The following is a 26,157-nucleotide window of genomic DNA, read 5'->3' as shown; positions in this document are numbered from 1 at the left end:
ATGGTTCGATCAAGATTCATATTATCTGAAAATAATTAACAAAATCCTTAACCCCGTCGGGTTACCTAATTACTGGTTGAGGTATAAAGCTGTGAATCTCCTGATCGACCGTTCGCGGCGGCAGCGAGAATCACTTCAAAATCGATTTTCAACCCCCTCCCTAATTTACCCTGATCATGAAAAAAGTATTGTTCCTCGCACTCGCTGCTGCTTCGTTCACTTTCGCTTCTTGCGAGTCTAAGACTGAGAACGCTGCTGAAGGTGCTGCTGAGAATGTAGAAGAAGCTGGCGAAATGAAGGCTGACGCTATGGAAGAGGCTGCTGACTCTACCCGCGACGCCGCTGAGAACCAAGCTGATGCAATGGAAGACGGTGCTACTGCTCCTGCCACCACTACCACTGCTCCTGCTGCTACCACTACTCACTAATTAGAGTAGCTTATAAAGCACAAAAAGCCCCCCAAATTAAATCTGGGGGGCTTTTTGTGTCTTAGACAATTTGAAGTGCTGTGCGCTTAGTTAAGCCGTCGCTGGAGTAGACCGTCGACTACCTCAAACAGGCGACGTGGCTGATACGTCCGCCAAGGCAACTCATCGAGCTGACCGCCGAAGTTGACGTAGTTGTCGATGTTATACTGACGCATCTCGCGCAACACGTGTTCCTGGAAGTTAATACCGGCAATCCAGCCGTCTTCCACGTCCTCAAACCACTCCTCGTAGTAGGAGTCGTCGGAGCCGTGAAAGTTGAACACGTTCTCGCCGATGAGAATGAATTTGCGAATACCCTCGTGCACCATCAGGTCGATGATGTTGCGCTTGAGCTGCATCACGTCGTTCTCGATGGCGTCGTTCCACTCGCCGATAAATTCAATGACACCTACGCCCTGATCGTAGTCTACGAAGAGGATTTTGAGAAATAAGGTATCCGACTCCAAGCTATCCCATTGAGGATGAATATAGTAGCCGTAAATGGTATTGGTGAAGGAATCGAGGCTGTTTTCTGCCTCAAAAAGGGGCGAGCGAGGATCTTCGGTGGCCGAGTACTGCTCTATCCAATTGTAATGCGGCTCAATGGTATGCACGGGCAGGCTAATGGTTTTTGGTAGGAACGCACCACAATTTATTCTGTTCCGCAGATCACGCAAAAAACATTGACCTACATAAGTGGCCATTAAGTACTGCTACTTAGGGCAGGTTACGAACCAGGATAGGCTTGTAGGGCTGCTCGCACCGAGCCGTGCTGTTTTAGAAGCTTTGCCGCTTCCTCTTGCTCAATGCCTAGCTCATCCATCAGCATCCGCTCGCCCCTATCCACGAGCTTGTAGTTGCTGAGCTGCATATCCACCATTTTATTGCCTTTGACCTTGCCTAGCCGAATCATGGTGGCGGTGGTGAGCATGTTGAGCACTAGCTTCTGAGCTGTACCGGCTTTCAGGCGAGTACTGCCGGTCACGAACTCTGGTCCGGTTACTACTTCCACCGGGAACTCAGCCGCTGCTGCTACTAAGGAGCCCGCATTACAAACGATACAGCCCGTAGCAATGCCCTGACGCCGAGCCTGCTCCAAGCCTCCAATCACATAAGGCGTCCGGCCCGAAGCGGCAATGCCGACCAGCATATCGTTCTGGTTGATATTGTGAGCCTGCAAGTCTTTCCAGGCCTGCTCCGCATTGTCTTCAGCGTTTTCCACGGCTTGGCGGATAGCGGTGTCGCCGCCAGCAATAATGCCGATAACCAACCCCTGCGGCACACCAAAGGTTGGCGGGCACTCCGACGCATCAAGGATACCCAGCCGCCCGCTGGTACCCGCACCAATGTAGAATAAACGCCCCCCACGCTGCATACAACCCACCGTAGCCTCTACCAAGGCCTCAATTTGGTGCAAAGCATGAGCCACGGCCATTGGCACAGTCTGATCGACGCTGTTCATGCCCACCAGCAAATCATGGGTAGATAGCGTTTCAAGGTCGTTGAATAGGGAGGCGCTTTCGGTGGAGTTCACGGCGAGGGAGGAATAGGTGGGTGGTGGTATGGGCCGCTTACGCTGGCGTCGTTGTGGGGTTGGCTTTGGAAACGTTGGGGGGCAATTTTAGCCTGCCAATAACTGTAAACTTATCAAAAACATACGCCGTATGCGGGGCATCTTTGTGTAGCTCAGCAGTCAGGTCTTGGCCAGCCCAGTGGCCGTAGTGGTTACCTCGGGTCCAGAGGCGAGAGCGCCCCACGTCGTAAATAAGCCCCTGGTAACTCACCCAGATTTCGTCTCGGTCTTGCCCGTTACGTAGCGCCAACTGCGACAAGGTATATTCAGGCAAGTTGGGCGTCGTTGATTGTTCGTTTTTCGGTTCTGCCGAGAACGGGTTATCCATTTAAAAAAAGAAGGTAAATCAGTTCAACGACAAGCGTAAAAGAGCGGCACCGCAGACTAGCCAAGTAGCGCCTGCGTCAGAATCCAGCGGTTGGGCAAGTCGCCCTGGGCGGCGTATACATAGTCTTCGTAGCTGCAAGGCACTACTCGCTTGATAGCGCTATCCGCCAGGCTTTCTACCTCCAGCCACCATTTCTCGGTGCGTTTGGCTTTGTAAAAAACCAGCTTAGCTGGGGTGCCGGGCAAGCCCACGGCGTAGCGCTTAAAGCGGGTGCTTTGGAAATCCGTTTCGCCGCGTCGATGGTAGAAGCCTTCTACAAAGTACCAAAGCATGGTAGCTAGCGTGGCGGCGGCCATGCCGTGCGGGTCGAAGTCGGGGCGGTAACCGTAGAGGCCAAAGCTGCTGAGCTGGTCGTTGTGGCCGGCGTACCAAGCCAGTTGCGCTGCTTCTTCGCTGGTCAAGCCAAAGGGGTTGGCGGGCGAATAAGCCGGTGCATCCTGCCAGCGCAGCGCCGCTACATCGAAGCTTACAAAGTCGGCCTGCCGCAGCAGCGGCTCCGCCTGGCGGACATCTGTGCGGACGGCCCCTAGGCGGAGCGTTTCGAAATGCAGCTTTTCCAAGGCCGCCAGTACTTCCGGCGTAGCCAAATATTGCTGATGCGCCAGTTGAGCGAAGTTGAACAGAAAGCTAGGCTCGTGCATAAGCATACGCCGCAAGTGCGAATCCTCAGCGGCGGCGGTATCGTGCTCGGCCATATCTACGCGGGCATCTACGGTAGCGAAGCTCACTGGCCGATCGAGGGTTTCATAGGCCAGAAACTGCCCATAATCGAGGTCGTGGCTGCCGCCTAGCAGAATAGGCACCGTGTTGTGCTCCAACAGCGTAGCCACTATCTCGCACAGGCGTCGGTAGGTATCCTCCAATGTGAGGCCCGGCCGTAAGTTGCCTAGGTCAGTCAGTCGGAGCGGGGCGGCGCCCTTTTGCAGCTGGTAGAAACGCCGACGCACGGCATCCGCGCCGTGCTGAGTTGGCGGACCGGCGGCACTTCCTCGCCACTCATTAAGACCGATAATGGCCATATCAGCCTCGCGCCAATCCGGGAATGTATCCAGAAAGCAGCTGAGATGAGCTCCTAGCGTAGTAGGAGCAAGAAGGGGAGGCAAAAGCTCCTCGGGGAGCGGATCAAAAAAGATAGCCAGATTCATCGGGCAAAAGCAGGGCAGACTGGCGAAATTACGCAAATCGTCCCAACGTGCCACTACAATCGCTTGTAGCTGCCTAATCTGCCCTTAAGAGTTGGCTTTCCGCGAAAAAATCCATTTATTTAACCAGTATTTCCCACCCTTCTGCCTTATTTCCATGGAAGTTCGCCGCGCGTTTGATATTCTGCCCCACCAACTTGCAAAGTATCCTAAATCTGATTGCCTGGCTGCCAAAGTAAATGGTGCTTGGCAAAAAATGAGTACCCAGCAAGTAAGCGAAAATGCCAATTTGGTAAGCTTAGGATTGCGCCAGTTAGGCATTCGAAAGGATGATAAAGTTGCCATTATCTCTATGAACCGCCCCGAGTGGATGCTGGCGGATTTTGGCATCTCCCAGCTCGGTGCCGTGAGCGTGCCCATGTACCCCAGCATTACGGTGGAAGACTATAAGTACATCTTCACCGATGCGGGTGTGAAGGCCGTATTCGTGTCTGATAAGGCCCTGTATGCCAAAGTGAAAGAGGCCACTGCCGCCTTACCCGAAGTACAGCACATCTTCACCTTCGACAAAGTAGAGGGCGCCCGCCACTTCGACGAGCTGCTGGCCCTAGGCAAACAAGGCAACCCCGCCGACCTTGAACCGCTGAAAGCTGCCGTGCAGCCCGATGATCTGATGACTATCATCTATACGTCGGGCACTACTGGCAACCCTAAAGGTGTGATGCTCAGCCACGACAACCTGCTCAGCAACTGCCGCAACTCTCAGCCTTCCGTGCCCGTCACGAAGGAGGATACAGCTCTCAGCTTCCTGCCGCTGTGCCACATTTTCGAGCGCATGGTGACGTACTTATACATGATCAACGGCGTGAGTATCTACTACGCCGAGAGCATGGAAGTAATTGCCGACAACCTGCGTGAAGTAAAGCCCCAGATTTTCACGACGGTGCCGCGCCTGCTCGAAAAGGTGTATGATAAGATTGTCGCTAAAGGACATGATTTAGAAGGCGTCAAAAAAAACCTGTTTTTCTGGGCTTTAGATCTGGGGTTAAAGTTTGACACCCAGAAAAACCAAGGCTTTGTCTACAATACTCAACTAGCGCTGGCCAATAAGCTTATCTTCAATAAGTGGCGTGAGGCGCTGGGGGGCAATTTGAAGTGTATTGTATCGGGTGGTGGCGCCTTGCAGCCGCGCCTTGCTCGTGTGTTCTGGGCGGCAGGCATTCCCGTGATGGAAGGTTACGGCCTCACCGAAACTTCGCCCGTAATTGCCGTGAGCGGCTATGAGCGGGAGAACAACTACATCGGCGCCGTGGGCCCTGTGATTGAAAACACGGAAGTGAAGATTGCCGCAGACGGAGAAATTCTGACCAAGTCGGCTTCCGTCATGAAAGGCTACTACAACAAACCCGAATTGACCAAAGAAGTCATCGACGAAGACGGCTGGTTCCACACCGGCGACATTGGCGAATTTGTCAACGGCCGCTTCCTCAAGATTACCGACCGCAAGAAGGAGATGTTTAAGACCTCTGGCGGCAAGTACATTGCCCCCCAAGTAATCGAAAACAAGCTCAAAGAGTCACCGCTGATTGAGCAGGCCATGGTGGTTGGAGCCGATCAAAAGTTTCCGTCGGCACTGGTTGTCCCGTCCTTCGATGAGCTCAAGAACTGGTGCAAGCGCCACGAGGTAGAATTCACTACCAATGAGCAGATAATCAAAGATCCCAAAATCGTGGATATGTACGATGACTTAGTAAAGGGCTACAACAAAGGCTTCGCCCAATGGGAACAGGTGAAGAAAGTATGTCTCATGCCTCAGCTCTGGACTGTAGAAACCGGTGAAATGACGCCCACCATGAAGGTGAAGCGCAAAGCCATTACCGAGAACAATCGGGACTTGATTGAGAGCTTGTATCATCAAAATGCGCTTCGCTAACTGAAACGGCCCCGCTAGTCAACTGGCGGGGCCGTTTTGCTTAAAAGCATGGATGAAAGCTGTAGTAGCGCAACTTTTTTATCGCAAAGTAGTATGCAAGCCTAACATATTCTTTGTATGTTTACCGGACATCCCTGCCCCGATGAAACCCGAAGAAACCGTCGATTACAATATAAAAGTCTGCTGGCATGCCATATCGCGCATGTATAATACGCAGGCTGCCAAGCACGATATCACCACTAGTATTGGCTTCGTGCTCCTGAACATTGATCAGGAAAATGGCACCCCGGCAACCAAAATTGCCCCCCTGCTCGGTTTGGAGACGCGCAGTCTCACGCGCATTCTGCGCAGCATGGAGGAGCGCGGGCTTATCTACAAGCAAGCCGACACCCAAGACAAGCGCTCGGTGCGCATTTTCCTGACGGAAGAGGGCTTGCGGGGGAAAGAAATATCGCGCCAGACGGTGCGGCACTTCAATCAGAAAGTGCGGGAGAAAATCCCCCAGGCGCAGCTCGAAACCCTATTTAAGGTGGTAGGCCAGATCAACGCCATGATTGAGAGCAAATCCTTGTTCGACGATTTTACTCCTAAGCCGCTTCGCCCCGAAACTACCTCCGCCTAGGGGGCTTTTTTGGGGCATTCTGCTTTCTACTCCTTTCTATTTTCGCTAACCAGATTACCGCTTCAGCTTATTATGAATCGAACTATCAAGAAAGTAGCCGTGCTCGGCTCCGGCGTAATGGGCTCGCGCATTGCCTGCCATTTCGCTAACATCGGTGCTCAAGTGCTGCTGCTCGACATTGTGCCCCGCGAGCTAACACCCGAGGAAGAAGCAAAAGGCCTGACCCTGGAAAGCCCCGCCGTGCGCAACCGCATCGTGAATGCGTCTTTGCAGGCCGCCGTGGCTTCCAATCCTTCGCCTTTGTATCGCAAGCAGGACGCCTCGCGCATCAAAACCGGCAACTTCGACGATAACCTCAAAGACATTGCTACTTGCGACTGGACTATTGAGGTAGTTGTCGAGCGGCTCGATATCAAGCAAAGCCTCTACGAAAAGGTAGAAAAGGTGCGCAAGCCCGGTACGCTCATCACCTCGAACACGTCTGGTATTCCGATTCATATGCTGGCCGAGGGTCGCTCCGAAGATTTTAAGAAGCACTTCTGCGGCACTCACTTCTTTAATCCGCCCCGCTACCTCAAGCTGCTCGAAATCATCCCGACGCCATCCACCGATCAGGCCGTGGTTAATTTCTTGATGCACTACGGCGACCTGTACTTGGGCAAAACCACGGTACTGGCCAAAGACACGCCCGCTTTTATTGCTAACCGCGTGGGTGTATTCGCCATCATGGACGTGCTGCAAATCATGCAGCAGCTGGGCCTAACAGTAGAAGAAGTAGATAAACTCACAGGCCCGGTTATCGGCCACGCCAAGTCGGCCACCTTCCGTACCTCCGATGTGGTAGGTTTGGATACGCTTATCAATGTGGCAAACGGCTTAGCTAAAGGCTTACCGAACGATGAGGCCAAAGCCGTATTCGAGCTGCCCGACTTCCTGAAGCAAATGGGCGAGAAGAAGTGGCTAGGCGACAAGACTGGCCAGGGCTTCTACAAGAAAGTAAAGGGCGCGGGGGGCAAATCTGAGATTCAGGCCCTCGACCTGAACACCATGGAATACCAGCCCAGCCAGAAGGTGAAATTCGCCACGCTGGAACTGACCAAAACCATCGAGCAGTTGGCTCCGCGCTTCAAAGTGCTGGCCAGCGGCAAAGACAAAGCCGGCGAGTTCTACCGCAAGATGTTCGCGGGTCTGTTTGCCTACGTCACCAACCGCATTCCCGAAATCACCGATTCGCTTTATAAGATAGACGATGCGCTGCGGGCCGGTTTCGGCTGGGACATGGGACCATTCGAAACCTGGGACGCACTGGGCGTGCAGCAAGGCCTGGAACTGATGCAGGCCGAAGGCAAGCAGCCCGCCACTTGGGTACAGGAGATGCTGGCCGCTGGCCACACTTCCTTCTACAAAGTATCCGAAACGGGCGCCAAACAGTTCTACGACCTCGAAAGCAAGAGCTATCAGCCAATTCCCGGCGTCGAGAACTTCGTGATTCTGGATAACCTACGGGCTACGGGCAAAGTGCTCTGGAAAAATGCCGGCGCCAGCGTCCACGACCTCGGCGATGGTGTGTTGGGTGTTGAGTTTCACTCGAAAATGAATACCCTCGGCTCCGATGTTATTCAGGGCCTGATGAAGGGCGTAGACATGGCCGAAGCCGGCTACCGCGCGCTAGTGGTAGGCAACGACGCGCCAAACTTCTCTGCCGGAGCTAATCTGGCATTGCTCTACATGTATGCCCTCGACCAAGAGTTCGACGAGGTGAATCTGATGATTAAGCAGTTCCAAAACGCCATGATGCGGATGCGCTATTCCAGCATTCCGGTCGTGACGGCACCGCACGGCTTGTCGTTGGGCGGCGGCTGCGAAGTCTGCCTGCACGCCGATAAGGTAGTAGCATCAGCTGAGACCTATATGGGGCTAGTGGAATTTGGTGTAGGCTTGATTCCGGCCGGTGGCGGTACCAAGGAAATGACTCTGCGTACGGCGGCCAAATACGAAGAAGGAGAGCCGGAATTTAATTTGCTGCGCAACACGTTTGTAACGGTAAGCACAGCCAAAGTTTCTACTTCCGCTGCCGAGGCCTTCGACTTAGGCTTCCTGCGCCGCGGCGACGAAATCGTGGTAAACAGCCAGCGTGTTATTGCTCAGGCGAAAGCCGAAGCACTTGATTTAGCTGATGCCGGTTATACCATGCCTGTTCAGAAGACCAATATCAAGGTGCACGGCAAGGGCGCGCTGGGCATGTTTATGAGTGGTGTATATGCCATGAAAGAAGGCAAATACATCTCCGAGCATGATCAGAAGATTGCTGAAAAGCTGGCTTACGTAATGTGCGGCGGCGACCTATCGCAGCCCACGGAAGTAAGCGAGCAATACCTGCTGGATCTGGAGTGTGAAGCATTCCTGTCGCTCACGGGCGAGCGGAAAACGCTGGAGCGTATTCAGAGCATTCTGACTACGGGCAAGCCGTTGCGAAACTAGGGCCACTGCCAGCCCGGCTTTTAAACTCATTACTTTCTTTAAGACTAAAATAATGAATGCATATATCGTAGCTGGTTATCGTACGGCCGTAGGAAAAGCCCCCCGGGGCGGCTTCCGTTTCACCCGTACCGATGACCTCGCCGCTGAGGTTATTAAGCACTTAATGGCCTCCGTACCCCAACTCGATCCTACCCGTGTAGACGACGTGATTGTGGGCAATGCAGTACCCGAGGCGGAGCAAGGTCTTCAAATCGGTCGCATGATTTCGCTGCTGGCTTTGCCTATGAACGTACCCGGCTTGGTAGTAAATCGCTATTGCGGCTCAGGTATAGAAACTATTGCCATGGCGGCCAGCAAAATCACCGCTGGCATGGCTGACTGTATCATCGCTGGTGGCGCTGAGAACATGTCGCAAGTGCCGACAGTAGGCTGGAAAACAGTACCGAACTACAATCTGGTTAAGAAAAACCCCGACTACTATCTGGGCATGGGCCTAACTGCCGAAGCGGTAGCCAAGGACTATGGCATCAGCCGCGAAGACCAGGATGTATTTGCCTTCAACTCTCACCAGAAGGCCATTAAAGCCATCAAGGAAGGCAAGTTTAAGAAGCAGATCGTGCCTATCACGGTCGAGGAAACTTACCTCGACCAAGCTTCCGGCAAGAAGAAAACCCGCTCTTACGTAGTAGACACCGACGAAGGCCCGCGCGCCGATACTTCGGTAGAAGCGCTGGCTCGTCTGCGTCCGGTATTCGCGGCCGGAGGCAGCGTGACGGCCGGTAATTCTTCCCAGACTTCCGACGGCGCAGCTTTCGTCATCGTAATGTCGGAGCGAATGGTGAAGGAGCTAAACCTGGAGCCAATTGCTCGCATGGTGACTTACGCCGCCGAAGGCGTAGATCCGCGCATCATGGGTATGGGCCCCATCAAAGCAGTGCCAAAAGCGCTAAAGCAAGCCGGTATGAAGCTCGACGATATTGATTTGATTGAGCTAAACGAGGCCTTCGCTTCGCAGTCTATTGCCGTAGTGCGCGAACTGGGCATTGATCAGGAGAAGCTAAACGTGAATGGCGGCGCTATTGCTCTGGGACACCCACTGGGCTGCTCGGGAGCCAAGCTTAGCATTCAGCTCTTTGATGAGCTGCGCGAGCGGGGCAAAAAGTATGGTATGGTCACCGCCTGCGTGGGTGGGGGGCAAGGTGTAGCTGGTATCTACGAGTTACTAAAGTAGCATTTGGTTGTAGCCAGTGCGAAGAGCTGAGGCCCAACTTATAACCTGACAGGACAAACGCCTGTTTGAATTAGCAGGAAGAAAGCCCCGAACTAAACGGGGTTTTCTTTTCGTTAAGTACTCGGCAAGCCTAACATATTTTTGTATATTTCGGTAGGTAAACCTAAGGCTTCGTTTGCGGTAATTACTCGGCAAGCCTAATAGTTTTCTGTCTGTTTAGCCACATCAAATCAATCATAACTCTCAACCTCACATAGTCATGGAAGTATCAAACAAACTCAGGAAGGGCGGCGAATTCATCATTAAGGAAACGGATGCCCAAGACGTATTCACGCCCGCGGAATTCACCGAGGAGCAAAATATGATGCACCAGACTTGTCTGGACTTCGTGACGAGTGAAGTATACCCGCTGCTGGATCGCCTCGACAACCACGAGGAAGGTTTGATGGCTGGCTTGATGAAGAAAGCGGGCGAATTAGGCCTTTTCGGTGTGTCGATGCCAGCGGAGTATGGCGGCTACGACATGGATTTCAACACGGCCCTGCGCGTGACGGAAGGCGTAGGTGGTGGCCATTCGTTCCCCGTAGCTTTTGCGGCCCACACGGGTATTGCTATGCTGCCCATTCTGTACTTCGGCAACGAAGAGCAGAAGACCAAGTATTTGCCTAGGCTGACCAGCGGTGAGTGGGCCGGTGCCTATTGCCTCACCGAGCCCGGCTCGGGCTCGGATGCGCTGGGGGCCAAAACCAAGGCCGTATCAACCGATGGTGGCGCAACCTACGTGCTGAATGGACAGAAAATGTGGATTACCAACGCTGGCTTTGCGGAGGTGTTCATAGTGTTTGCCCAAGTCGATGGCGACAAGTTCACCGGCTTCATTATAGAGCGCAACACTCCCGGCCTCACGTTTGGTCCCGAGGAGCACAAGATGGGTATCCGCGGCTCTTCGACTCGCCAAGTATTCTTGTCGGACGTAACGGTGCCGAAGGAGAACGTATTGGGTGAGATTGGCAAAGGCCACCTTATTGCTTTCAACATCCTAAACATCGGCCGTATCAAGCTGGCTGCTGCTTGCTTAGGTGCTAGCAAAATGGCGCTTAACCTAAGCATTAAGTACGCCAACGAGCGGGTACAGTTTAAGCTGCCCATCTCTAAGTTCGGGGCTATACGGCACAAGCTGGCCCAGCAGGCTATCCGCGTGTACGCGGCCGAGTCAGCTATTTACCGCGCTGGTATGGACATCTATCGCATGGAGCAGGAGTTGTTGAGCCAAGGCAAATCAACGAATGAAGCGCTGTTGGGTGCCGCTCGTGAGTTTGCCGTGGAATGCGCCATGCTCAAAGTAGAAGGCTCGGAAGTGCTTGACTTCGTGACGGACGAAGGCGTGCAGATCTTTGGTGGCTACGGCTTCTCGGCCGATTATCCCATGGACCGCGCCTACCGCGACTCCCGCATCAACCGCATCTTCGAGGGCACAAACGAAATCAATCGTATGCTGGCCGTGGATATGATCCTGAAAAAGGGTCTGAAAGGTGAGCTTGACTTAATGGGCCCAGCCCAAGCAGTACAGCAGGAGTTGCTGGCTATTCCAGACTTCGCTGAGGCTGATGATTCACTGTTCGGTGCTGAGAAAAAAGTCATTGCCAACCTCAAGAAAGCTATCCTGATGGTAGCTGGCACGGCCGTTCAGAAATACATGAACTCCTTAGCGAAAGAGCAGGAGGTACTGATGAATATCGCCGATATGTCTATTAAGGTGTACACCGCCGAGAGCACCTTGCTACGTGTCGAGAAGGAAATCAGCCTAAGCAACGAAGCTGCTCTGGCCAACCAGATCGATATTGCCCGCGTGTACTTGGCCGATACCATTGACTCTGTAACCAAAGCGGCTAAAGATGCCATTGCTGCCATGACCGAAGGCGACGAGCAGCGTCTGCTAGCTACTGGCCTCAAGCGCTTCACCAAAGCAGAACTCTTCAACACGAAAGAGGCTCGCCGTCGCATCGCTGCTGCGATGATTGAAGCCAACGAGTACGTGTATTAATTAACACAGTACCATTCATCACAAAAAAGCCCCCCGGAAATGTTCTGGGGGGCTTTTTTGTAGCTAAAGAGTTCGTTATCTATTTAACGGCAATCTTATTCAACTGTAGCGCGGCCGACTTCTTGCTTGGCCGGCTCACACCTATAATGGTTTTGGGGTCGAGCCAGGCAGTAAAGTCTTTTACATAAGCCAGTTGCTGATCATTGGCTACATTCAGCCCCAGTCCTTTAGCGGGCTGCACAACCCCAGTCTGGGCATTCACGCGGCGTAGATATAAGTCCGACTTACCGTTCAGCTTTTCCTGCGTCAGGATATGAATCTCGGGCCCTACTACAGTGGCCCGATAGCCAATTCCAGCGAAGGCCTCAGCGGGCGATGCTACCTGCTTTTTATCAATAATGGAATGCCAGGCTGGTAGCTGAAACTCATCGTAGCCAAACAGGTGTAGCTCGCGCGCATGAACCGGCGACTCGTCACCGCCTTCCTCGTATTTCTTTTCGGCGATAATGACTAGCTGCTTGTCCTCCGTGAAGAGCAGATCATTCAGATAGATGTCCTCTAGGCGTTGGGCCTTGCCTTGCGTTGCCTTATTCACTTCTGCTAGGTATTCGGGCTTGAAGCGAAATTCTGGAGCGAATTTCATAGTGCCATCACCGGCGAAGTCGAATTTGACCACTTTCAAACTGAAGTAAAGACCCGTTTGCCGCTCGGTGCAGATTGCGGCTGCATAAAGCGTATTGTCGGGCTGGAGGGCAAATTTGGCATCAAATACCATTACGGCTTTGCCCTCAAAGGAGCCCCCTAATGCCACCGACATTACTTTGATGTCAGGAGTATCATTGCGGTAGCGGCGCACAGTGAGCTTCTTCATATCATCGCTGAGGAGGGATACATATTGCGTGCCCTCATTGTCGATGTGAATAGTAGTGGAGAAAAAGCCTCCCAGATCATGAAAATCGTAAGTGCGATCTTTCAGCTTGGTTAATTTCTCATCGTACACATTGGCGGTAATAGCCCGGATTTGCTCGTCGCGGGTAGCATACTGCCAGGCTACTAGCTTCGTGCCATCGGTGGAGAAAGCGGCGCCCGGACGGCGGTTGCGGGCGGCAGTTTCAATGAGCTTTTTCTGGGGGGCAATTTTGCCGCTGCTCAGTTCAAAAGCTTGCGCGGCTAGGCTCTGGGATGCCCCATCTTTGCGGTAGATAAGCACCGTAATTTGCTGACTGCTCTGCCCGAAGCCATCAATGCTCTCCTCAGAAGTAAGTGGCAGCGGAGTTGACCATAAGGGCTTTAATTCTTTGTCGTAGCGCTCTACGGCATATTCTGTGGTAGTGCGGTGCGCCAGAATAATAAACCCTCCATCGCTCAACGGTAAGGTTTTGCGCGCTACTCGCTGGTTATATCGATCATCCGATTTTTCGGGCAGGTAGGTGAACGCTACCGATTTAACTCGCTGGCTCAGCGCCGGAAAAGTCAGGCAGAGTGCCAAGAGCACTACTAAGCTGTGTTTTTGAAGAAATGTAACCTGCACAAATAGGTCAATTAGGTTGAAAAAATGCTAATTTTTAGAAAAAAGTATAAACAAAGGTATCCATCTTCCAGTGTACTCCGTACATAGCGCCGCCTACCCTTTGGTAAGCGCCACAACAGTCACTGATTGTTGATGATCATTTAACATTCCGGTCGCATATTTTAAATATAGGAGCATTTACTTTGTGATGGATTTCAAAGGGAATATGATAATTCCGATGAAAGACATGTTTCATGTATTATAAATTAGCTGTATTCTATACATAAAAAACCCTTCATCTGCTGTAGAACTACACTTCTTGCTCAAGACAATGAATTAAGTTGTCTCTTCTCAAACTTTGGCTTTAACTTTGCGCGCCTTTTAGGCTGTCGTTGATCACATTACAATTGATATGAAATCATTACTCAAGTTTTTATTACTGTTTAGCTTAATCATTGTAGGCAAGTTGGTAAAAGATCCCGCTCCAACGAGCATTGCTGCCAAGAACACTTCTGGTAATGAGTTGCCAGTACACATGGCTTCATTCTTTGCCCGTCAATCGAACTTGCAGGCGACTACCCCAAGTGAAAACAACCGTTGGTGGGTACGAACAGAAACAGTATCAGCTAATAATTAATACAGATTCTGATAAGCAGCTATTTAGCTGCTTTTTTTGTGTTCGTTAATAAGCTGCTTTGCTACTGCTAGCTGATCCGGCTCCAATTCACAGCTGTAGCAGGCAGCGATTCAATGTGGCGGCGAATGTTAATGTTTTCGGGCTTGCTTAATCCCGCATCATCGCTAAGTAGTTGCTGAGCCGCCGCCCGCGACTCGCTCAAAATGCGGCCGTCTTTGGACAAGTCTGCAATCAGTAAGTCAAGGACGCCACTTTGTTGGGTGCCCATCAAGTCGCCGGGGCCGCGCAGCTTCAGGTCGATATCGGCAATCTCGAAGCCATTGTTAGTGCGCACCATCGTTTCGAGGCGGGTGCGGGAGTCTTTGCTCAGCTTGTAGCCCGACATTAGAATGCAGTAGCTCTGGTCGGCGCCCCGGCCTACGCGGCCCCGCAGCTGGTGCAGCTGCGACAACCCAAATCGCTCCGAACTCTCAATCACCATTACGGAGGCATTAGGCACGTTTACGCCTACCTCAATAACAGTGGTCGCTACCATAATTTGCGTTTCCTTTTTAATGAAACGCTGCATCTCGAAGTCTTTTTCCTCAGCCCGCATCCGTCCGTGCACGATGCTGATCTGAAACTCCGGGAAGGCCCGTGCTACGCTTTCGTAGCCGTCGGTAAGGTCTTTGTAATCCAGCGTCTCTGATTCCTCGATCAGCGGATATACGATGTATACTTGCCGACCCAAATTGATCTGGTCGCGCAGAAACTGAAATACCTTCAGCCTATTAGCGTCATAGCGGTGCACGGTCACAATGGGCTTGCGGCCGGCGGGTAGCTCATCAATCACCGATACATCGAGGTCGCCGTACAGGGTCATGGCCAGGGTGCGCGGAATGGGCGTAGCGGTCATCACCAGCACGTGCGGGATGACATGCGGATTCTTCTGCCAGAGCTTGGAGCGCTGGGCCACGCCAAAGCGGTGCTGCTCGTCCATTATGGTCAGACCCAGATTGCGGAACTGCACTACATCTTCGAGCAGCGCGTGCGTACCCACGAGCATGTGCATTTGGCCAGCCCGCAGCGCTTCATGCAGCACCCGGCGCTCGGCGGTGCGTGTGCTGCCCGTAAGCTTGCCAATCTGGATACCGAGCTGGTCGGCGTACGCTTTCAGGCCCACGTAGTGCTGATCGGCCAGAATTTCAGTGGGTGCCATCAGGCAGCTTTGGGCACCGTTGTCGGCGGCCATAAGCATGGCAATAAAGGCCACAATGGTTTTGCCCGAGCCCACGTCGCCCTGAAGCAGGCGGTTCATTTGTTTGCCGGCGCAAAAATCCTTGTAGATATCGTGAATAACCCGCTTCTGGGCCCCAGTGAGGTCAAAAGGCAAATGGTTTTTATAGAAATCGACTAAGGAAGGCACTTCCCGGAAAATCTGTCCGGCCAACTCTACTTTGCGTTGGTCGCGCTGGCGCAACAGCTTGAGTTGTACGTAGAAAAGCTCTTCAAACTTGAGTCGGAACCGCGCCGCTTGTAGTAGCTCGGGGCTCTGGGGGAAGTGAATCTGCTGAAGCGCGTCGGCCTTGCTCATTAGCCCATAATGCTGGATGAGAGCTGGCGACAAAGACTCGGGAATGTGCTGGGGGGCAATTTTAAGCAAGTCGGCCACGATGCGGGCCAGCGCCTTGCTGTCGATGCGGTGGTAGTTCTTGAGCTTTTCGGTTGTGTTGTACACGGGCTGCAAAAAGCTCTGGCCAGGCTTGGCTTCGGTTACTTCTTCCAGCTCCGGGTGAGCCATTTGCGGCTTGCCATTGAACATGGTCGGCTTACCGAAAACAATATACTCCTGGTGATTCTTGACGATGTTTTGCAGGTACTTCACGCCCTTGAACCACACCAACTCGAGCTCGCCACTCTCGTCGGCTACTTTAGCCACTAGGCGTTGCTTGGGGCCTTCGCCGAGCACTTCCCGATTGCGCAGCACGCCCTTCACCTGTACAAAAGGCAAGTCGTCGTGCAGGTCGACGATATTATAAAATTGGGTGCGGTCGAGGTAGCGGAATGGGTAACGCTGAATCAGGTCGCCGTAGGTGAACAGGTTCAGCTCCTTTTGCAGCAGCTGAGCCCGCTGAGTTCCCACCCCGCGTAAGTACTCGATCTTGGTATTGAAGAAGCTCATTTCATTTATCATTCAACAATTATCATTTAACAAGCCGACAGCCTGGCCGAGCAACTGCTAATTGATAAATGGTAAATGTTAATTGTATTTCAACGTGTTCAGCATCTGGACAATATCCTTCTTGACGTAGTCAATAATAGGAGCCAGAGAATCATTAGCCGTTGCGATGGGAAAGTATAGGGCGCCGCGGAAAAAGTGCTTAGTGCTGTCGGTCGTATAGAATTGAAACTGGCTGGGCACGTCGCCGGCTAGCTCAAACACGGCCACCTTCATGCCGCTGGGCGTTTGCAGAATGCTCTCATCAATGGCCGAAGCTTTGATCTGGTGCTTGCTGGTGAGCTTGCGGGCGTCTTCCAGCATCTTATTGTAGAGTTTGGCGTTCTGCTGCACGTTGGTATACGTAATCTGCACATTGGCCCCCAGTTTCGGATAATACACATTAATCCAGTTAGGCTGAGCCAAGTACGACGAATCGCGCAGGATGCGTGCGTGGCGGGAATACTCAAATGTGTAGGGCCGGCCGGGCGCTAGCTGCTGGTAGCTATGGGGAGGCAAATCGATGCGATTGTAGCCCTTAGGCTTGGGCGTGTAATCGGGCGCCGAGGTGCAGCCGGTAACAAGTGAGCCCACAAAAAGCAGCACCGCGCCCAAACCACGGTAAAGTTGGAAAACAGGCATTTGAAACAATGCGAAGATGATAACCAAAGGTAGGCGGAAATGCAGAGGTTGTGCTAATGCGCCTTATTCTTCGTGCAAACCCTTCCAACGCAAAAAGCCCCGGCTTCGTGCCAGGGCTTTTAAGGAAGCGTTGCCCGCTGGGGGGGCATTTTTAGAAAGGGAGCTGGTCTAGCTCGGGCTCCTGCCGAAACGTTTGGGCCTCAGGCACGGGTGCTGCCTGCGCAGCCGCTCCATCGCCCTGAGGTTTCCCGCCCAACATGGTCATCTCATCGGCCACAATCTCAGTAATGTAGCGCGTCTGATTGTCCTTGTCTTGGTACTGACGCGTCCGGATGCGGCCTTCGATATATACCTGATGCCCTTTGCGTAAATATTTCTCGGCTACCTCGGCCAAGCCACGCCAAGCGGCGATGTTATGCCATTCGGTGCGCTCGATGCGGGCGCCAGATTTGTCCTTGTAATAGTCGTTTGTGGCGAGTGTGAAATTGGCCACACTCACGCCGCCTTCTAGGTGGCGAACCTCTGGGTCTTTGCCCAGATTTCCAACTAAGATTACTTTGTTTACTCCTGCTGCCATCACTTGATTAATAAAGGGTTACGAAGCAAAAAACGCTGCTTCCTATTCCTTTAAAGATACAAAAATACCCCCTGTCATCCAAACAAAAAACCGCTTAAAACCCGATTCTTTCCAAGTAATTACTGATCAAAACGGCCTTTGGTAACTGCTCAATTTCGGCTCTCGTGAATGGCGCCAAACCGCTAGCCGCCAGCGCCGCCGCTGGCAGCGGAGCCTGCAACCGAACGGCGTGAAAACGAGCTTCTACCTTCTGATGACTCAGCACGTGGCGCGCTGCATACGCGGGCTCTTCGGCCGTATTTGTATCCAATTTGCCCCCCAGGTCTTCTACTTTATCGACTAGGTCGGTGGGGGGCAAATCGGGGCTGTCCGACTCGGTGAGGGCAAAGTCGTAGAGGCCCTGCCAAATGTCTTTATCGGTACGCTTACGCAGGTAAACGGTATCCTCGTAGCGCAGCACCATGTAGTGGAAGTAGCGCGTACGTGAGGCTTTGGCTTTGCTTTTCACTGGTAGCTCCTGCACCATACCATGTTGAAAGGCAAAGCATTCACCTTGTAGGGGGCAAAACAAGCAGTCCGGTTTTACGGGTGTGCACTGAATGGCCCCGAATTCCATGATGGCCTGGTTGAACTCGGCCGGCGAGGCTGCTGGAATAAGCGTATCGGCCAACTGCTGAAACACTTTGCGGCTGGCGGGCGCGGCAATATCGGCGCTGATGCCAAACACGCGGGCCAGCACGCGGTACACGTTGCCGTCAAGCACGGCTACTTGCTCGTCGTAGGCAAAGGAGGCAATGGCAGCGGCCGTGTATTGGCCCACGCCCTTTAGCTGCAATAAGCCAGCGTAGGAAGATGGAAATTGCCCCCCAAACTCACTAGTGACCTGCTTGGCGGTGTGGTGCATGTTGCGGGCCCGCGAGTAGTAGCCCAAGCCTTGCCAGTGGCGCATTACCTCATCTTCGGGCGCGGCGGCCAGGTCCTGGACGGTGGGGTAAGATGTAACAAAGTCAAGGTAATAGGGGAGGCCTTGCTTGACGCGGGTTTGCTGTAGAATGACCTCGGAGAGCCAGATAGCGTACGGGTCGCGGGTGTGGCGCCAAGGCAGGTCGCGGCGGTGGCGGGGGTACCAATCGAGGAGGGCCGAAGCGAAGAAAGGGTGGGCGAGAGTAGAATTAGAAGAAGGCAATATATTGAGAGCAAATAATTTAGGAAAGAAAGAGAGTGGAGCGCGGAATCAGGGAATAATGTTGCAAAACCAAAAAAGGAAACTACCTTTGTGGCCCGAATTCATAAGCGAACAGCCTACCGGGCAAAGGCTTACGTCTTGAATCGGGAACCTTTTGCCCTGTCTATTTTTTTCTCTCCATAGTACATTTCATTTACCAGCGTGACTAAAGCAGAAGTAATCGCCGAGATTGCCGATAAGACCGGCATCGAAAAAGGAGACGTGTCAGCTACCGTTGAAGCCTTCTTCAAAGTAGTAAAGGATTCGATGGCCGACGGCAACAACATCTACGTACGCGGCTTTGGCAGCTTCGTGAACAAGAAGCGGGCAAAGAAAGTGGCTCGTAACATTTCGAAAAATACGTCGATCATCATTGACGAGCATTTCATTCCTAGCTTCAAGCCGTCGAAAACATTCATCGGTAAAATCAAAAACAGCAAGAAAATCAAGGAAACTGCTCAGGCTTAATCCTTCTTTCTCTTCTACTTATTTCTTTGCAGGCTAGCCGTCGGGCGCTTCATAACCGGAAGCCCGGCGGCCTGCTTTTTCTTCATGGCTTCACGTCCTTTATCGCATCAATTACTGGTACTAGCTGTCGCCTTAGCGCTGATAGCTGGCTTGTTTGTGCTGCCTAAGGTGATGGTAAAGCCTAAAGAAGGCAAAGGTGAGCTTAACCAGGACGCGGCGCGCACCGCTAACCGCGACGGCGGCGGACCGGCTACCAGTGGCTCCAAGGCCCTGGCCTCCTCCGGCGAGCAGGAACAAACCGCCGACCCTATGGCTGGCACGCCCGAGCAGCCTCATCAGCAGGCTACGCCCGAGCAAAGCCGTGAGATCAAGCAATTGGCCGCACGCTACAGCAAGGAGCGCGACCCGCAGGCTCGTCTGCGCGTAGCCTCCGATCTGGCCGCCAAGTACAAAGCCATCGCTAAGTTTGACAGCGCTGGCTATTACTACGAGCAGGTAGCAGTAGCCCGCCCCGGTGAGCAAGCTTGGAAGCGGGCCGCTGACGAGTACTTCGAGGCCTTTGGCTTCGCGGCTACGGAAGAGCGGGCCAAAACGCTCAGCGCGAAAACCCGGGAATTGTACGAGAAGGTGTTGAAAAACAACCCTGATAACCTCGACGCCAAAACCAACTTGGGCATGGCTTATATGGCCAGCGACAACCCTGTGCAGGGCGTTACGTTACTGCGCGAGGTATTGGCCACCAACCCCCGCAACGAGAAGGCGCTCTACAATCTGGGCATCCTCTCTATTCAAAGTAACCAGTACGATAAAGCCGTAGAGCGTTTTCGGGAGCTTGTAAAAGTGAATCCGAACAACATCAACGGTCAGTTTTATTTGGGTGTGTCTTTGGCCCAAACGGGCGCCAAAGAGGAAGCCCGAGCGGCTTTTATTAAAGCCAAAAGTTTAAGCAGCGACCCAAGTCTGGCGGCCTCCGTCGATGAGGAGCTGAGCAAGTTGGAATAAAGTAGCAGATTTGTGCTTCTAATGCTTACTGCTTACAAAGCAGAAGCGGCGGATGAAAAATCAGCTAGCTAAGAATAAAGTCATTCAACCATTTAACCTACAACCACATGCCCTGCGGTAAAAAGAGAAAGCGTCATAAGATTGCCACCCACAAGCGCAAGAAGCGTCTGCGCAAGAACCGTCACAAGAAGAAGTAAGCCCCGCGGGGTTAGCTGGCGGACGGTTGAGGCTTCAACCAAGGTCCGTTTATCTCTCATTTAGTATCCTTGAGAGTGGCTGGTTTGATGCTTTCCCCGTGGCTCGAAAGGGAAGCTGGTGCCTTGGCGCACTGGCTTCCCTTTGTGGGTTTCGGGGGGCAAACTCAGGCGCTTTTGGGGAGATTAGTTAAGCTACCGAGACATTGAGTAACGAATTAATCATTAATTCTGCTCAGGATGGCGAACGAATTGCCCTGCTCCAGGACAAGCGGCTCATCGAATACCATTTCGACCGCAACGACACCAACTACTCCGTTGGTGACATCTTCCTGGGTACGGTCAAGAAAGTGATGCCCGGTCTGAACGCTGCGTTCATAGACATTGGGTATCAAAAAGACGCTTTTCTGCACTACGGCGATTTGGGTGAGAATTTCCTGTCGCTGAATAAGTGGGTGAAAGGCGTACAATCGCAGAAAATTACCGTCGGGCCACTGAAAACTTTTCAGTTTGAGGAGCCGCTCGACAAAGTCGGTAAGATCGATAATGTGCTCAAAAAGGGTCAGCAACTGCTGGTTCAGATTGTAAAAGAGCCCATTTCGACCAAAGGTCCGCGCCTGTCCACTGACATTTCGATGGCTGGTCGTTACTTGGTATTGGTACCGTTCTCTAATACCATCAGCGTTTCCAAGAAGATCGTCAGCCGTACGGAGCGCGATAGACTTAAGCGCCTGATTGCTTCCATCAAGCCCGACAACTTTGGCGTCATTATCCGCACGGTAGCGGAGGGCCGCGAGGTGGCCGAGCTGGATAAGGACATGCAGAGCATGACGGCTAACTGGGAACAGCTCTTCCAGACTCTGCGCACCGCTAAGGAGCGCGATAAGATTCTGGGTGAGCTGGGCCGCACTAGTTCCATGCTCCGCGACATGCTCAACGAGTCTTTCGACGCCATCACCGTCGACTCGGCGCCGATGTACGAGGAGATGCGGGCTTATTTAGAGAAGATTGCTCCTGATAAGCTGGGCTTGCTCAAGCACTACACCGGTAAGGTGAAGATGTTTGAGCAGTTCAACATCGAGAAGCAGCTCAAAACCCTGTTTGGCAAAACCGTAACGGTGCCTGGCGGCGGCTACCTCGTTATCGAGCACACCGAGGCGTTGCATGTTATCGACGTCAACTCCGGTAATAAGAGCAACCAGGAAAGCGACCAGGAGGCTAATGCCTTGCACGTAAACTTGTCGGCGGCCCGCGAAGTGGCCCGCCAGCTGCGTTTGCGCGATATGGGGGGCATTATTGTTGTCGATTTCATTGATATGAAGTCGGCCGAAAGCCGCAAGAAGGTAGAGGATGCGGTGAAGGACATTATGAAGCACGATAAAGCGCGCTTCACGATTCTGCCCATCACCAAGTTTGGCTTGTTGCAAATCACGCGGCAGCGCGTGCGGCCCGCCGAGAATATCATCACCGGCGAGCTATGCCCCACTTGCGGCGGTACGGGTAAGATTTCGGCTTCTATCCTCGTCACCGACGAGATTGAAAATAGCATCGAAGACTTGCTCGTGACCCAAAACCAGTCGGGTATTACCCTGCACGTGCACCCTTTCCTGTATGCGTACTACACTAAGGGCTTGGTTTCCAAGCAAATGAAGTGGTATTTAAAGTATTATAAGTGGGTAAAAGTGACCAAGGATACCAGCCTTGGCCTCACTGACTACCGCATCGAGGACGAGCGGGGCGAAGACATCGAACTGCACTCACCGGCAGCAGCTATGGCTCGCCTCCAAGACCGCGAAATTGAGATTATAGATTAAGGACAAACGGTTTTTTCTGCGAAAAGCCCCCTGACCAAGAAGAAAGCCCGCCTCGCTCTGGATGAGCAAGGCGGGCTTTATGATGAAAATACATGGTGAGTGTAAGGCTCTAGTTGCTATCGACCTCATGTGGTCGGTGACCTGAGAACGTCTAACTCGCTATTTCACCTTCTCACTATTTACCACTTAAAATTTGATGCCTAAGTCAAGTGCGACTTCGCCATTTTTAAGGGTTACATCATTGTTAAGCGTCCTTTTGAAGTACCGATCCACGTTGGCAAGGCCATGGTGGTAGGAAAGCCCGGCGAAAACCTTAGTGCTTTGCCCCACCTGATATTCGGCCCCAAAGCCGCCTAGCAAGGCAGCATCAGGAATAATGAAGTGCTTGCGAGATCTCTCTGTCCCCTGGTAAAACTTGTTGCCATCTATGCGAGCGGCTACCAAGCCACCAATTTTGCCCCCCAACTGAAAATAAAGCTTGGTATCTGTGGTAATATCGTTGGTGAATAGCTTTACCGTCAGCGGTACTTCCAGGTATTGAAGACTGATCTTTTGCTCACTGTCGCCAGTGGTAGTATTAGCTAGGTAGGAAACTGTGCCTCCTTTGCTAGTTAGCTGTAAGCCAGTGCCAAAAGCGTAATTTTGACCAAAGAAATAGTCGACGACCAAACCGCCCCCAATACCCAGCTTGCTCTTCTCGGATTTGAAGGTGTATTGACTAGGTCCATCAGCCCGCAGATAAGCAATAGAAGGCGAAAGCTTGATGCCAATTTCAACTTGAGCGGAGGCAGTGCCAGCGGTAGCGCCGAGCAGGAGCAGGGCTAGAAGTATTTTTTTCATAATAAACGGATAAAACGAGTTGCTAAAGACGAAAGCTGACCGGCTGACGTTTCGTTTTGGCTATTTTCGCCCCAAAGATAGAACCGTGAATTACAAATTTGCCCCCCAGCGCTCCTGGGCCGCCCTCTTTACCTGCTTATGTGCCTTGCTGCTACTGATCGGTTGCAAACGCGATACTACCTGTGAGATAAATTCGGAAGTGGCCGCCATTGAGGCTCCGGTGAAGGTGGAGCGCTTGGAGCAGTCCTTCTTTACTATCAAGAACGAAGCCGACGCCCAACAGTTTCTAGCCCGCAACCCTCTGCTAGCCAACCAGTTTTTGCAGCGCCGGCAGTACCCGTCCGATGCTGCTCTGGCCGCTACGCTTACTCGCTTGGCTACCAACCAGGGTTTACAAAAGCTAGGCAAGGAAACCCTGGCGGAGTTCTCCAGCACCGATACCCTGCAAATGGAGCTCAAACAGCTCCTGCAGCACGTGCGCTACTATTTCCCTGATTTTCGGGTGCCGCCCGTCAAAACGTTTGTGAGCGGGCTAAGCCAAGATTTGTTTGTGAACGATAGTCTGATGGTGCTTAGCCTTGACTTTTTTGTGGGCCCCAAAGCCAGCTACCGGCCTAATGTGCCCGCTTACATCCTGCGGCGCTACACTCCGGCTCACCTCATGCCGACAGTCGCTCAGGCTATTTCCAGCAAGTACAACCAAGCGCCACCCGTTAAACAGCAAAATATGCTCGGTGAGATGGTACAGTTGGGCAAGTCGCTTTACTTCACGGAAAAAGTGCTGCCTTGCTCCCCCGATTCGGTGCTGATTGGCTACACGGCCACTGAGCTGGCAAACTTGCAATTCAATGAAGGCAAAGTGTGGGCTCACTTCATTGAGAAAAACCTGCTTTATAATACCAGTCCTTTCACCATTCAGAAATACGTGAGCGAGCGGCCCAACGTACCCGAAATCGATAAAACGGCTCCCGGACGCATCGGTGCCTGGGTAGGCTGGCAAATAGTGCGCAAGTACATGGATACGCACCCCGAAGTGACGCTCGCGCAGCTCATGGCTAATAAGGATCCGCAGGCTATTCTGAACGAGTCACGCTACCGGCCGAAGCGCAAATAGGCCAGCGGTATCAGTGATTTTGCAGGGGTAAGAAGGCCCCGCTAGTGTTTACTTTTCAACTGCCAGGTGCACATCGCGGTTTTTAGTCAGTACCATACCAACCCCGATTGTCCGGCTACTAGTCGGCACTACACGCTGCTCGCTCACCTGGCCCGCACGCACCGCGTAACGCTCATTACCACGCGCACCTGGGAGGCGCAGGCGCTTACCAAGCAATTCCCGTGGCTGCCCGAAGGCGTGGAAATGCGGGCCGCTGCCGTGCCGTATAACAATAAGATGGGAGCGGGCCGGCGGGCACTGGCTTTTGGGCAATACGCGGCCTACGCGGTGCGCGAAGGTTTGCGCCTCGACAAGCCCGACGTAATCTGGGGAATTTCGACGCCGCTTACGGCTGCCTGGGCCGCCGCCCAGGTGGCGCGCTTACGGCGGGTGCCCTGGGTATTCGAGGTACAGGACCTGTGGCCTGCCTTTCCCATAGCCATGGGCGCTGTGCCTAGCAAATTGGCGCAAAAGCAGCTGTTTGCGCTGGAAAAGCGCCTGTACAAAAGTGCCGCTCATATCGTGCCCCTCTCACCTGATATGGCAGCTTACATGGAGCAGTTGGGCGTGAGTACTAGCAAAATAACGACTGTCCTTAACGGCACCGACTTTCACTTAGCCGCCACTGCTACCGATGAGGCTGTAGCTACTCTGCGGCAGGAACAGGTCTTTACTAACCGCCGTATCATTCTCTACGCGGGTACTTTCGGCCGGGCCAATGACATTCCGACATTAGTTGAAGCGGCTGAGAAAATGGCCCCCACACTCCCAGATGTACTGTGGGTATTCATGGGACACGGCTTTAATGAGCCCCTGATACAAGCAGCGGCGGCGCGTTGCACCAGTATTCGATTAATTGCCCCCCAGCCACGCCACGTGGTCTTTACTTGGTTTCGGTTGGCCGAAATTTCGATAGTTTCTTTCTTGGATTTGCCAGTACTGGACGCTAACTCGCCGGCTAAATTTTATGACAGCCTCGCCGTGGGCACACCGGTGGTAGTAACTAATAATGGTTGGACTCGCCAATGGGTGGAAAAGCACAGCTGTGGTTGGTACTCACCCGCCGGCAATGCTGATGCCTTAGCTTCCTGTGTTAGCGCCCTGCTAGCCAACCCTGCTAAACTTAAGCAAGCTGGCCTCAATGGACAATCAACTGCTCACGCGCACTTCGACCGACAAGAGTTAGCAGCTACTATGCAGGCAATTTTAGAGTCAGCTGCGAAACAGTAATACTCTCATACTATCTAAGACTACATTTGTACTAAGTTGTACTGACTGCCCGCTTTTCTAGGTCGTGGGGGGCAATTCTTCATTTATTTCTGTAGTTGGAGCGCCAAAATGCTGAGCGTAATACTTGCAGAAATCGGTCAAGGGGCAAATAGCACACTTGGGCTGACGAGCTACGCAGATGTAGCGTCCATGCAGAATCAGCCAGTGGTGCGCCTTCGGAACCAAGCTTTCCGGAATATAGCGCACCAAGTCCTTTTCTACCGCCAGCGGCGTGGTAGAAGAGCGATTGACCAGGCCAAGCCGATGCGACACCCGAAACACGTGCGTATCCACGGCCATGGCTGGCTGGTTATAGATAACCGAGACAACAACGTTAGCCGTTTTGCGCCCGACGCCAGGCAGGCGCTGTAGCTCCTCAATAGTGCTGGGCACTTCGCCGCCGAACTCTTCCGTCAGCATGCGGCCCAAGCCCGCTAAGTGCTTTGCCTTATTATTCGGGTAAGAAACGCTGCGGATAAATGGGTATACCTCCTCAGCCGTGGCAGCACCCAGGTGGGCCGGCGTCGGGAACTGGCGCAGCAGCTCGGGCATCACCATGTTTACGCGCTTGTCGGTGCACTGGGCGCTAAGCACCACGGCCACGATAAGCTCGTAAGGATTGGCGTAGTGCAGCTCCGTTTGGGGCTCCGGAAAGTGCGTGGTGAAGTAGTCTAAAAAGCGACGAAACCGCTCAGCCTTGCGCATAAAAAAGAGAGAAGGAGTAACAAAGCAGCAAAATACGCTACTA

The 26,157-nt window shown here is 52.8% G+C and carries 23 protein-coding genes; 12 read left to right on the top strand and 11 right to left on the bottom strand.

The window, feature by feature from the left end:
* The first annotated feature begins 176 nt into the window (after nt 1-176).
* On the top strand, nt 177-428 hold the full coding sequence (locus ACW9KT_RS16185; protein ID WP_457082234.1) for a hypothetical protein: 252 nt from the start codon (nt 177-179) through the stop codon (nt 426-428).
* A gap of 86 nt (nt 429-514) precedes the next feature.
* Here the strand turns inward: ACW9KT_RS16185 and ACW9KT_RS16180 are convergent, their stop codons facing one another.
* The 4 genes from ACW9KT_RS16180 to ACW9KT_RS16165 all read right to left on the bottom strand — a co-directional run bounded on the left by ACW9KT_RS16180 (nt 515) and on the right by ACW9KT_RS16165 (nt 3,573).
* Nucleotides 515-1,081 carry a hypothetical protein gene (locus tag ACW9KT_RS16180; RefSeq protein ID WP_457082232.1) on the bottom strand — a complete coding sequence of 189 codons (567 nt, stop codon included), beginning with the start codon at nt 1,079-1,081 and terminating at the stop codon, nt 515-517.
* A 113-nt stretch (nt 1,082-1,194) separates the two neighbouring features.
* A complete protein-coding gene (gene murQ, locus ACW9KT_RS16175; protein WP_457082230.1) occupies nt 1,195-2,001 on the bottom strand; it encodes an N-acetylmuramic acid 6-phosphate etherase in 807 nt (268 codons plus the stop codon).
* A gap of 37 nt (nt 2,002-2,038) precedes the next feature.
* Nucleotides 2,039-2,368: a cytochrome b5 domain-containing protein gene (locus ACW9KT_RS16170; protein WP_457082229.1), complete on the bottom strand. Its 330-nt coding sequence runs from the start codon at nt 2,366-2,368 to the stop codon at nt 2,039-2,041.
* Nucleotides 2,369-2,424: 56 nt separating this feature from the next.
* Nucleotides 2,425-3,573 (bottom strand): formimidoylglutamase, encoded by a 1,149-nt coding sequence (locus ACW9KT_RS16165; RefSeq protein WP_457082227.1) that lies wholly within the window; start codon nt 3,571-3,573, stop codon nt 2,425-2,427.
* A 154-nt stretch (nt 3,574-3,727) separates the two neighbouring features.
* On the opposite strand from ACW9KT_RS16165, the gene ACW9KT_RS16160 reads away from it, so the two are divergent.
* From ACW9KT_RS16160 to ACW9KT_RS16140, 5 genes are all read left to right on the top strand, one after another.
* The gene (locus ACW9KT_RS16160) at nt 3,728-5,503 is read left to right on the top strand and encodes an AMP-dependent synthetase/ligase (protein WP_457082225.1); all 1,776 of its coding nucleotides are present in this window, start codon (nt 3,728-3,730) and stop codon (nt 5,501-5,503) included.
* A gap of 142 nt (nt 5,504-5,645) precedes the next feature.
* Nucleotides 5,646-6,125: a MarR family winged helix-turn-helix transcriptional regulator gene (locus ACW9KT_RS16155; protein ID WP_457082223.1), complete on the top strand. Its 480-nt coding sequence runs from the start codon at nt 5,646-5,648 to the stop codon at nt 6,123-6,125.
* A gap of 72 nt (nt 6,126-6,197) precedes the next feature.
* Nucleotides 6,198-8,606, top strand: a complete 2,409-nt coding sequence (locus ACW9KT_RS16150) for a 3-hydroxyacyl-CoA dehydrogenase NAD-binding domain-containing protein (protein ID WP_457082221.1) — start codon at nt 6,198-6,200, stop codon at nt 8,604-8,606.
* A 52-nt stretch (nt 8,607-8,658) separates the two neighbouring features.
* On the top strand, nt 8,659-9,837 hold the full coding sequence (locus ACW9KT_RS16145) for a thiolase family protein (protein ID WP_457082219.1): 1,179 nt from the start codon (nt 8,659-8,661) through the stop codon (nt 9,835-9,837).
* A gap of 259 nt (nt 9,838-10,096) precedes the next feature.
* A complete protein-coding gene (locus tag ACW9KT_RS16140) occupies nt 10,097-11,881 on the top strand; it encodes an acyl-CoA dehydrogenase family protein (RefSeq protein ID WP_457082217.1) in 1,785 nt (594 codons plus the stop codon).
* Between the two features lie 79 nt (nt 11,882-11,960).
* Here ACW9KT_RS16140 and ACW9KT_RS16135 read toward each other — a convergent pair whose 3' ends face one another.
* Nucleotides 11,961-13,412, bottom strand: coding sequence for a hypothetical protein (locus tag ACW9KT_RS16135; RefSeq protein ID WP_457082215.1), 1,452 nt, complete (start codon nt 13,410-13,412; stop codon nt 11,961-11,963).
* Between the two features lie 391 nt (nt 13,413-13,803).
* On the opposite strand from ACW9KT_RS16135, the gene ACW9KT_RS16130 reads away from it, so the two are divergent.
* Entirely contained in the window at nt 13,804-14,028 is a 225-nt protein-coding gene (locus tag ACW9KT_RS16130; protein ID WP_457082213.1) for a hypothetical protein, read from the top strand.
* A gap of 67 nt (nt 14,029-14,095) precedes the next feature.
* On the opposite strand, the gene recG is transcribed toward ACW9KT_RS16130, so the two are convergent.
* From recG to mutY, 4 genes are all read right to left on the bottom strand, one after another.
* The gene (recG, locus tag ACW9KT_RS16125) at nt 14,096-16,201 is read right to left on the bottom strand and encodes an ATP-dependent DNA helicase RecG (protein ID WP_457082211.1); all 2,106 of its coding nucleotides are present in this window, start codon (nt 16,199-16,201) and stop codon (nt 14,096-14,098) included.
* Between the two features lie 66 nt (nt 16,202-16,267).
* Nucleotides 16,268-16,867: a gliding motility lipoprotein GldD gene (gldD, locus tag ACW9KT_RS16120; RefSeq protein WP_457082209.1), complete on the bottom strand. Its 600-nt coding sequence runs from the start codon at nt 16,865-16,867 to the stop codon at nt 16,268-16,270.
* Between the two features lie 151 nt (nt 16,868-17,018).
* Nucleotides 17,019-17,444, bottom strand: coding sequence for a single-stranded DNA-binding protein (locus ACW9KT_RS16115; protein WP_457082207.1), 426 nt, complete (start codon nt 17,442-17,444; stop codon nt 17,019-17,021).
* A gap of 94 nt (nt 17,445-17,538) precedes the next feature.
* Nucleotides 17,539-18,630 (bottom strand): A/G-specific adenine glycosylase, encoded by a 1,092-nt coding sequence (mutY, locus tag ACW9KT_RS16110; RefSeq protein ID WP_457082205.1) that lies wholly within the window; start codon nt 18,628-18,630, stop codon nt 17,539-17,541.
* A gap of 201 nt (nt 18,631-18,831) precedes the next feature.
* On the opposite strand from mutY, the gene ACW9KT_RS16105 reads away from it, so the two are divergent.
* The 3 genes from ACW9KT_RS16105 to ACW9KT_RS16095 all read left to right on the top strand — a co-directional run bounded on the left by ACW9KT_RS16105 (nt 18,832) and on the right by ACW9KT_RS16095 (nt 22,147).
* Nucleotides 18,832-19,137 carry an HU family DNA-binding protein gene (locus tag ACW9KT_RS16105; RefSeq protein ID WP_084443967.1) on the top strand — a complete coding sequence of 102 codons (306 nt, stop codon included), beginning with the start codon at nt 18,832-18,834 and terminating at the stop codon, nt 19,135-19,137.
* An 84-nt stretch (nt 19,138-19,221) separates the two neighbouring features.
* Nucleotides 19,222-20,139 (top strand): tetratricopeptide repeat protein, encoded by a 918-nt coding sequence (locus tag ACW9KT_RS16100; protein ID WP_457082203.1) that lies wholly within the window; start codon nt 19,222-19,224, stop codon nt 20,137-20,139.
* A 400-nt stretch (nt 20,140-20,539) separates the two neighbouring features.
* Nucleotides 20,540-22,147 carry an Rne/Rng family ribonuclease gene (locus tag ACW9KT_RS16095; protein WP_457082201.1) on the top strand — a complete coding sequence of 536 codons (1,608 nt, stop codon included), beginning with the start codon at nt 20,540-20,542 and terminating at the stop codon, nt 22,145-22,147.
* Nucleotides 22,148-22,333: 186 nt separating this feature from the next.
* On the opposite strand, the gene ACW9KT_RS16090 is transcribed toward ACW9KT_RS16095, so the two are convergent.
* Nucleotides 22,334-22,987 (bottom strand): porin family protein, encoded by a 654-nt coding sequence (locus tag ACW9KT_RS16090; protein ID WP_457082199.1) that lies wholly within the window; start codon nt 22,985-22,987, stop codon nt 22,334-22,336.
* 85 nt (nt 22,988-23,072) lie between these two features.
* Here ACW9KT_RS16090 and gldB point away from each other — a divergent pair, with 85 nt between their 5' ends.
* A complete protein-coding gene (gene gldB, locus ACW9KT_RS16085; RefSeq protein ID WP_457082197.1) occupies nt 23,073-24,101 on the top strand; it encodes a gliding motility lipoprotein GldB in 1,029 nt (342 codons plus the stop codon).
* Between the two features lie 66 nt (nt 24,102-24,167).
* A complete protein-coding gene (locus ACW9KT_RS16080) occupies nt 24,168-25,370 on the top strand; it encodes a glycosyltransferase family 4 protein (protein WP_457082195.1) in 1,203 nt (400 codons plus the stop codon).
* Nucleotides 25,371-25,427: 57 nt separating this feature from the next.
* Here ACW9KT_RS16080 and nth read toward each other — a convergent pair whose 3' ends face one another.
* A complete protein-coding gene (gene nth, locus ACW9KT_RS16075; protein ID WP_457082193.1) occupies nt 25,428-26,114 on the bottom strand; it encodes an endonuclease III in 687 nt (228 codons plus the stop codon).
* Nucleotides 26,115-26,157 lie beyond the last annotated feature (43 nt).

The sequence above is a fragment of the Hymenobacter sp. HD11105 genome (genome assembly GCF_054051685.1).
The sequence above is the reverse complement of the archived record's forward strand: the minus strand, read 5'-3'. Positions and strand labels throughout refer to the sequence as shown.

What these genes read in the sequence shown, in the direction of transcription:
- ACW9KT_RS16090 (WP_457082199.1), bottom strand. Translation starts at nt 22,987, where the DNA reads ATGAAAAAAATACTTCTAGCCCTGCTCCTGCTCGGCGCTACCGCTGGC.
- ACW9KT_RS16160 (WP_457082225.1), top strand. Translation starts at nt 3,728, where the DNA reads ATGGAAGTTCGCCGCGCGTTTGATATTCTGCCCCACCAACTTGCAAAG.
- ACW9KT_RS16155 (WP_457082223.1), top strand. Translation starts at nt 5,646, where the DNA reads ATGAAACCCGAAGAAACCGTCGATTACAATATAAAAGTCTGCTGGCAT.
- recG (WP_457082211.1), bottom strand. Translation starts at nt 16,201, where the DNA reads ATGATAAATGAAATGAGCTTCTTCAATACCAAGATCGAGTACTTACGC.
- ACW9KT_RS16140 (WP_457082217.1), top strand. Translation starts at nt 10,097, where the DNA reads ATGGAAGTATCAAACAAACTCAGGAAGGGCGGCGAATTCATCATTAAG.
- ACW9KT_RS16185 (WP_457082234.1), top strand. Translation starts at nt 177, where the DNA reads ATGAAAAAAGTATTGTTCCTCGCACTCGCTGCTGCTTCGTTCACTTTC.
- gldD (WP_457082209.1), bottom strand. Translation starts at nt 16,867, where the DNA reads ATGCCTGTTTTCCAACTTTACCGTGGTTTGGGCGCGGTGCTGCTTTTT.
- ACW9KT_RS16165 (WP_457082227.1), bottom strand. Translation starts at nt 3,573, where the DNA reads ATGAATCTGGCTATCTTTTTTGATCCGCTCCCCGAGGAGCTTTTGCCT.
- ACW9KT_RS16150 (WP_457082221.1), top strand. Translation starts at nt 6,198, where the DNA reads ATGAATCGAACTATCAAGAAAGTAGCCGTGCTCGGCTCCGGCGTAATG.
- ACW9KT_RS16100 (WP_457082203.1), top strand. Translation starts at nt 19,222, where the DNA reads ATGGCTTCACGTCCTTTATCGCATCAATTACTGGTACTAGCTGTCGCC.
- ACW9KT_RS16130 (WP_457082213.1), top strand. Translation starts at nt 13,804, where the DNA reads ATGAAATCATTACTCAAGTTTTTATTACTGTTTAGCTTAATCATTGTA.
- ACW9KT_RS16115 (WP_457082207.1), bottom strand. Translation starts at nt 17,444, where the DNA reads ATGGCAGCAGGAGTAAACAAAGTAATCTTAGTTGGAAATCTGGGCAAA.
- ACW9KT_RS16170 (WP_457082229.1), bottom strand. Translation starts at nt 2,368, where the DNA reads ATGGATAACCCGTTCTCGGCAGAACCGAAAAACGAACAATCAACGACG.
- ACW9KT_RS16145 (WP_457082219.1), top strand. Translation starts at nt 8,659, where the DNA reads ATGAATGCATATATCGTAGCTGGTTATCGTACGGCCGTAGGAAAAGCC.
- nth (WP_457082193.1), bottom strand. Translation starts at nt 26,114, where the DNA reads ATGCGCAAGGCTGAGCGGTTTCGTCGCTTTTTAGACTACTTCACCACG.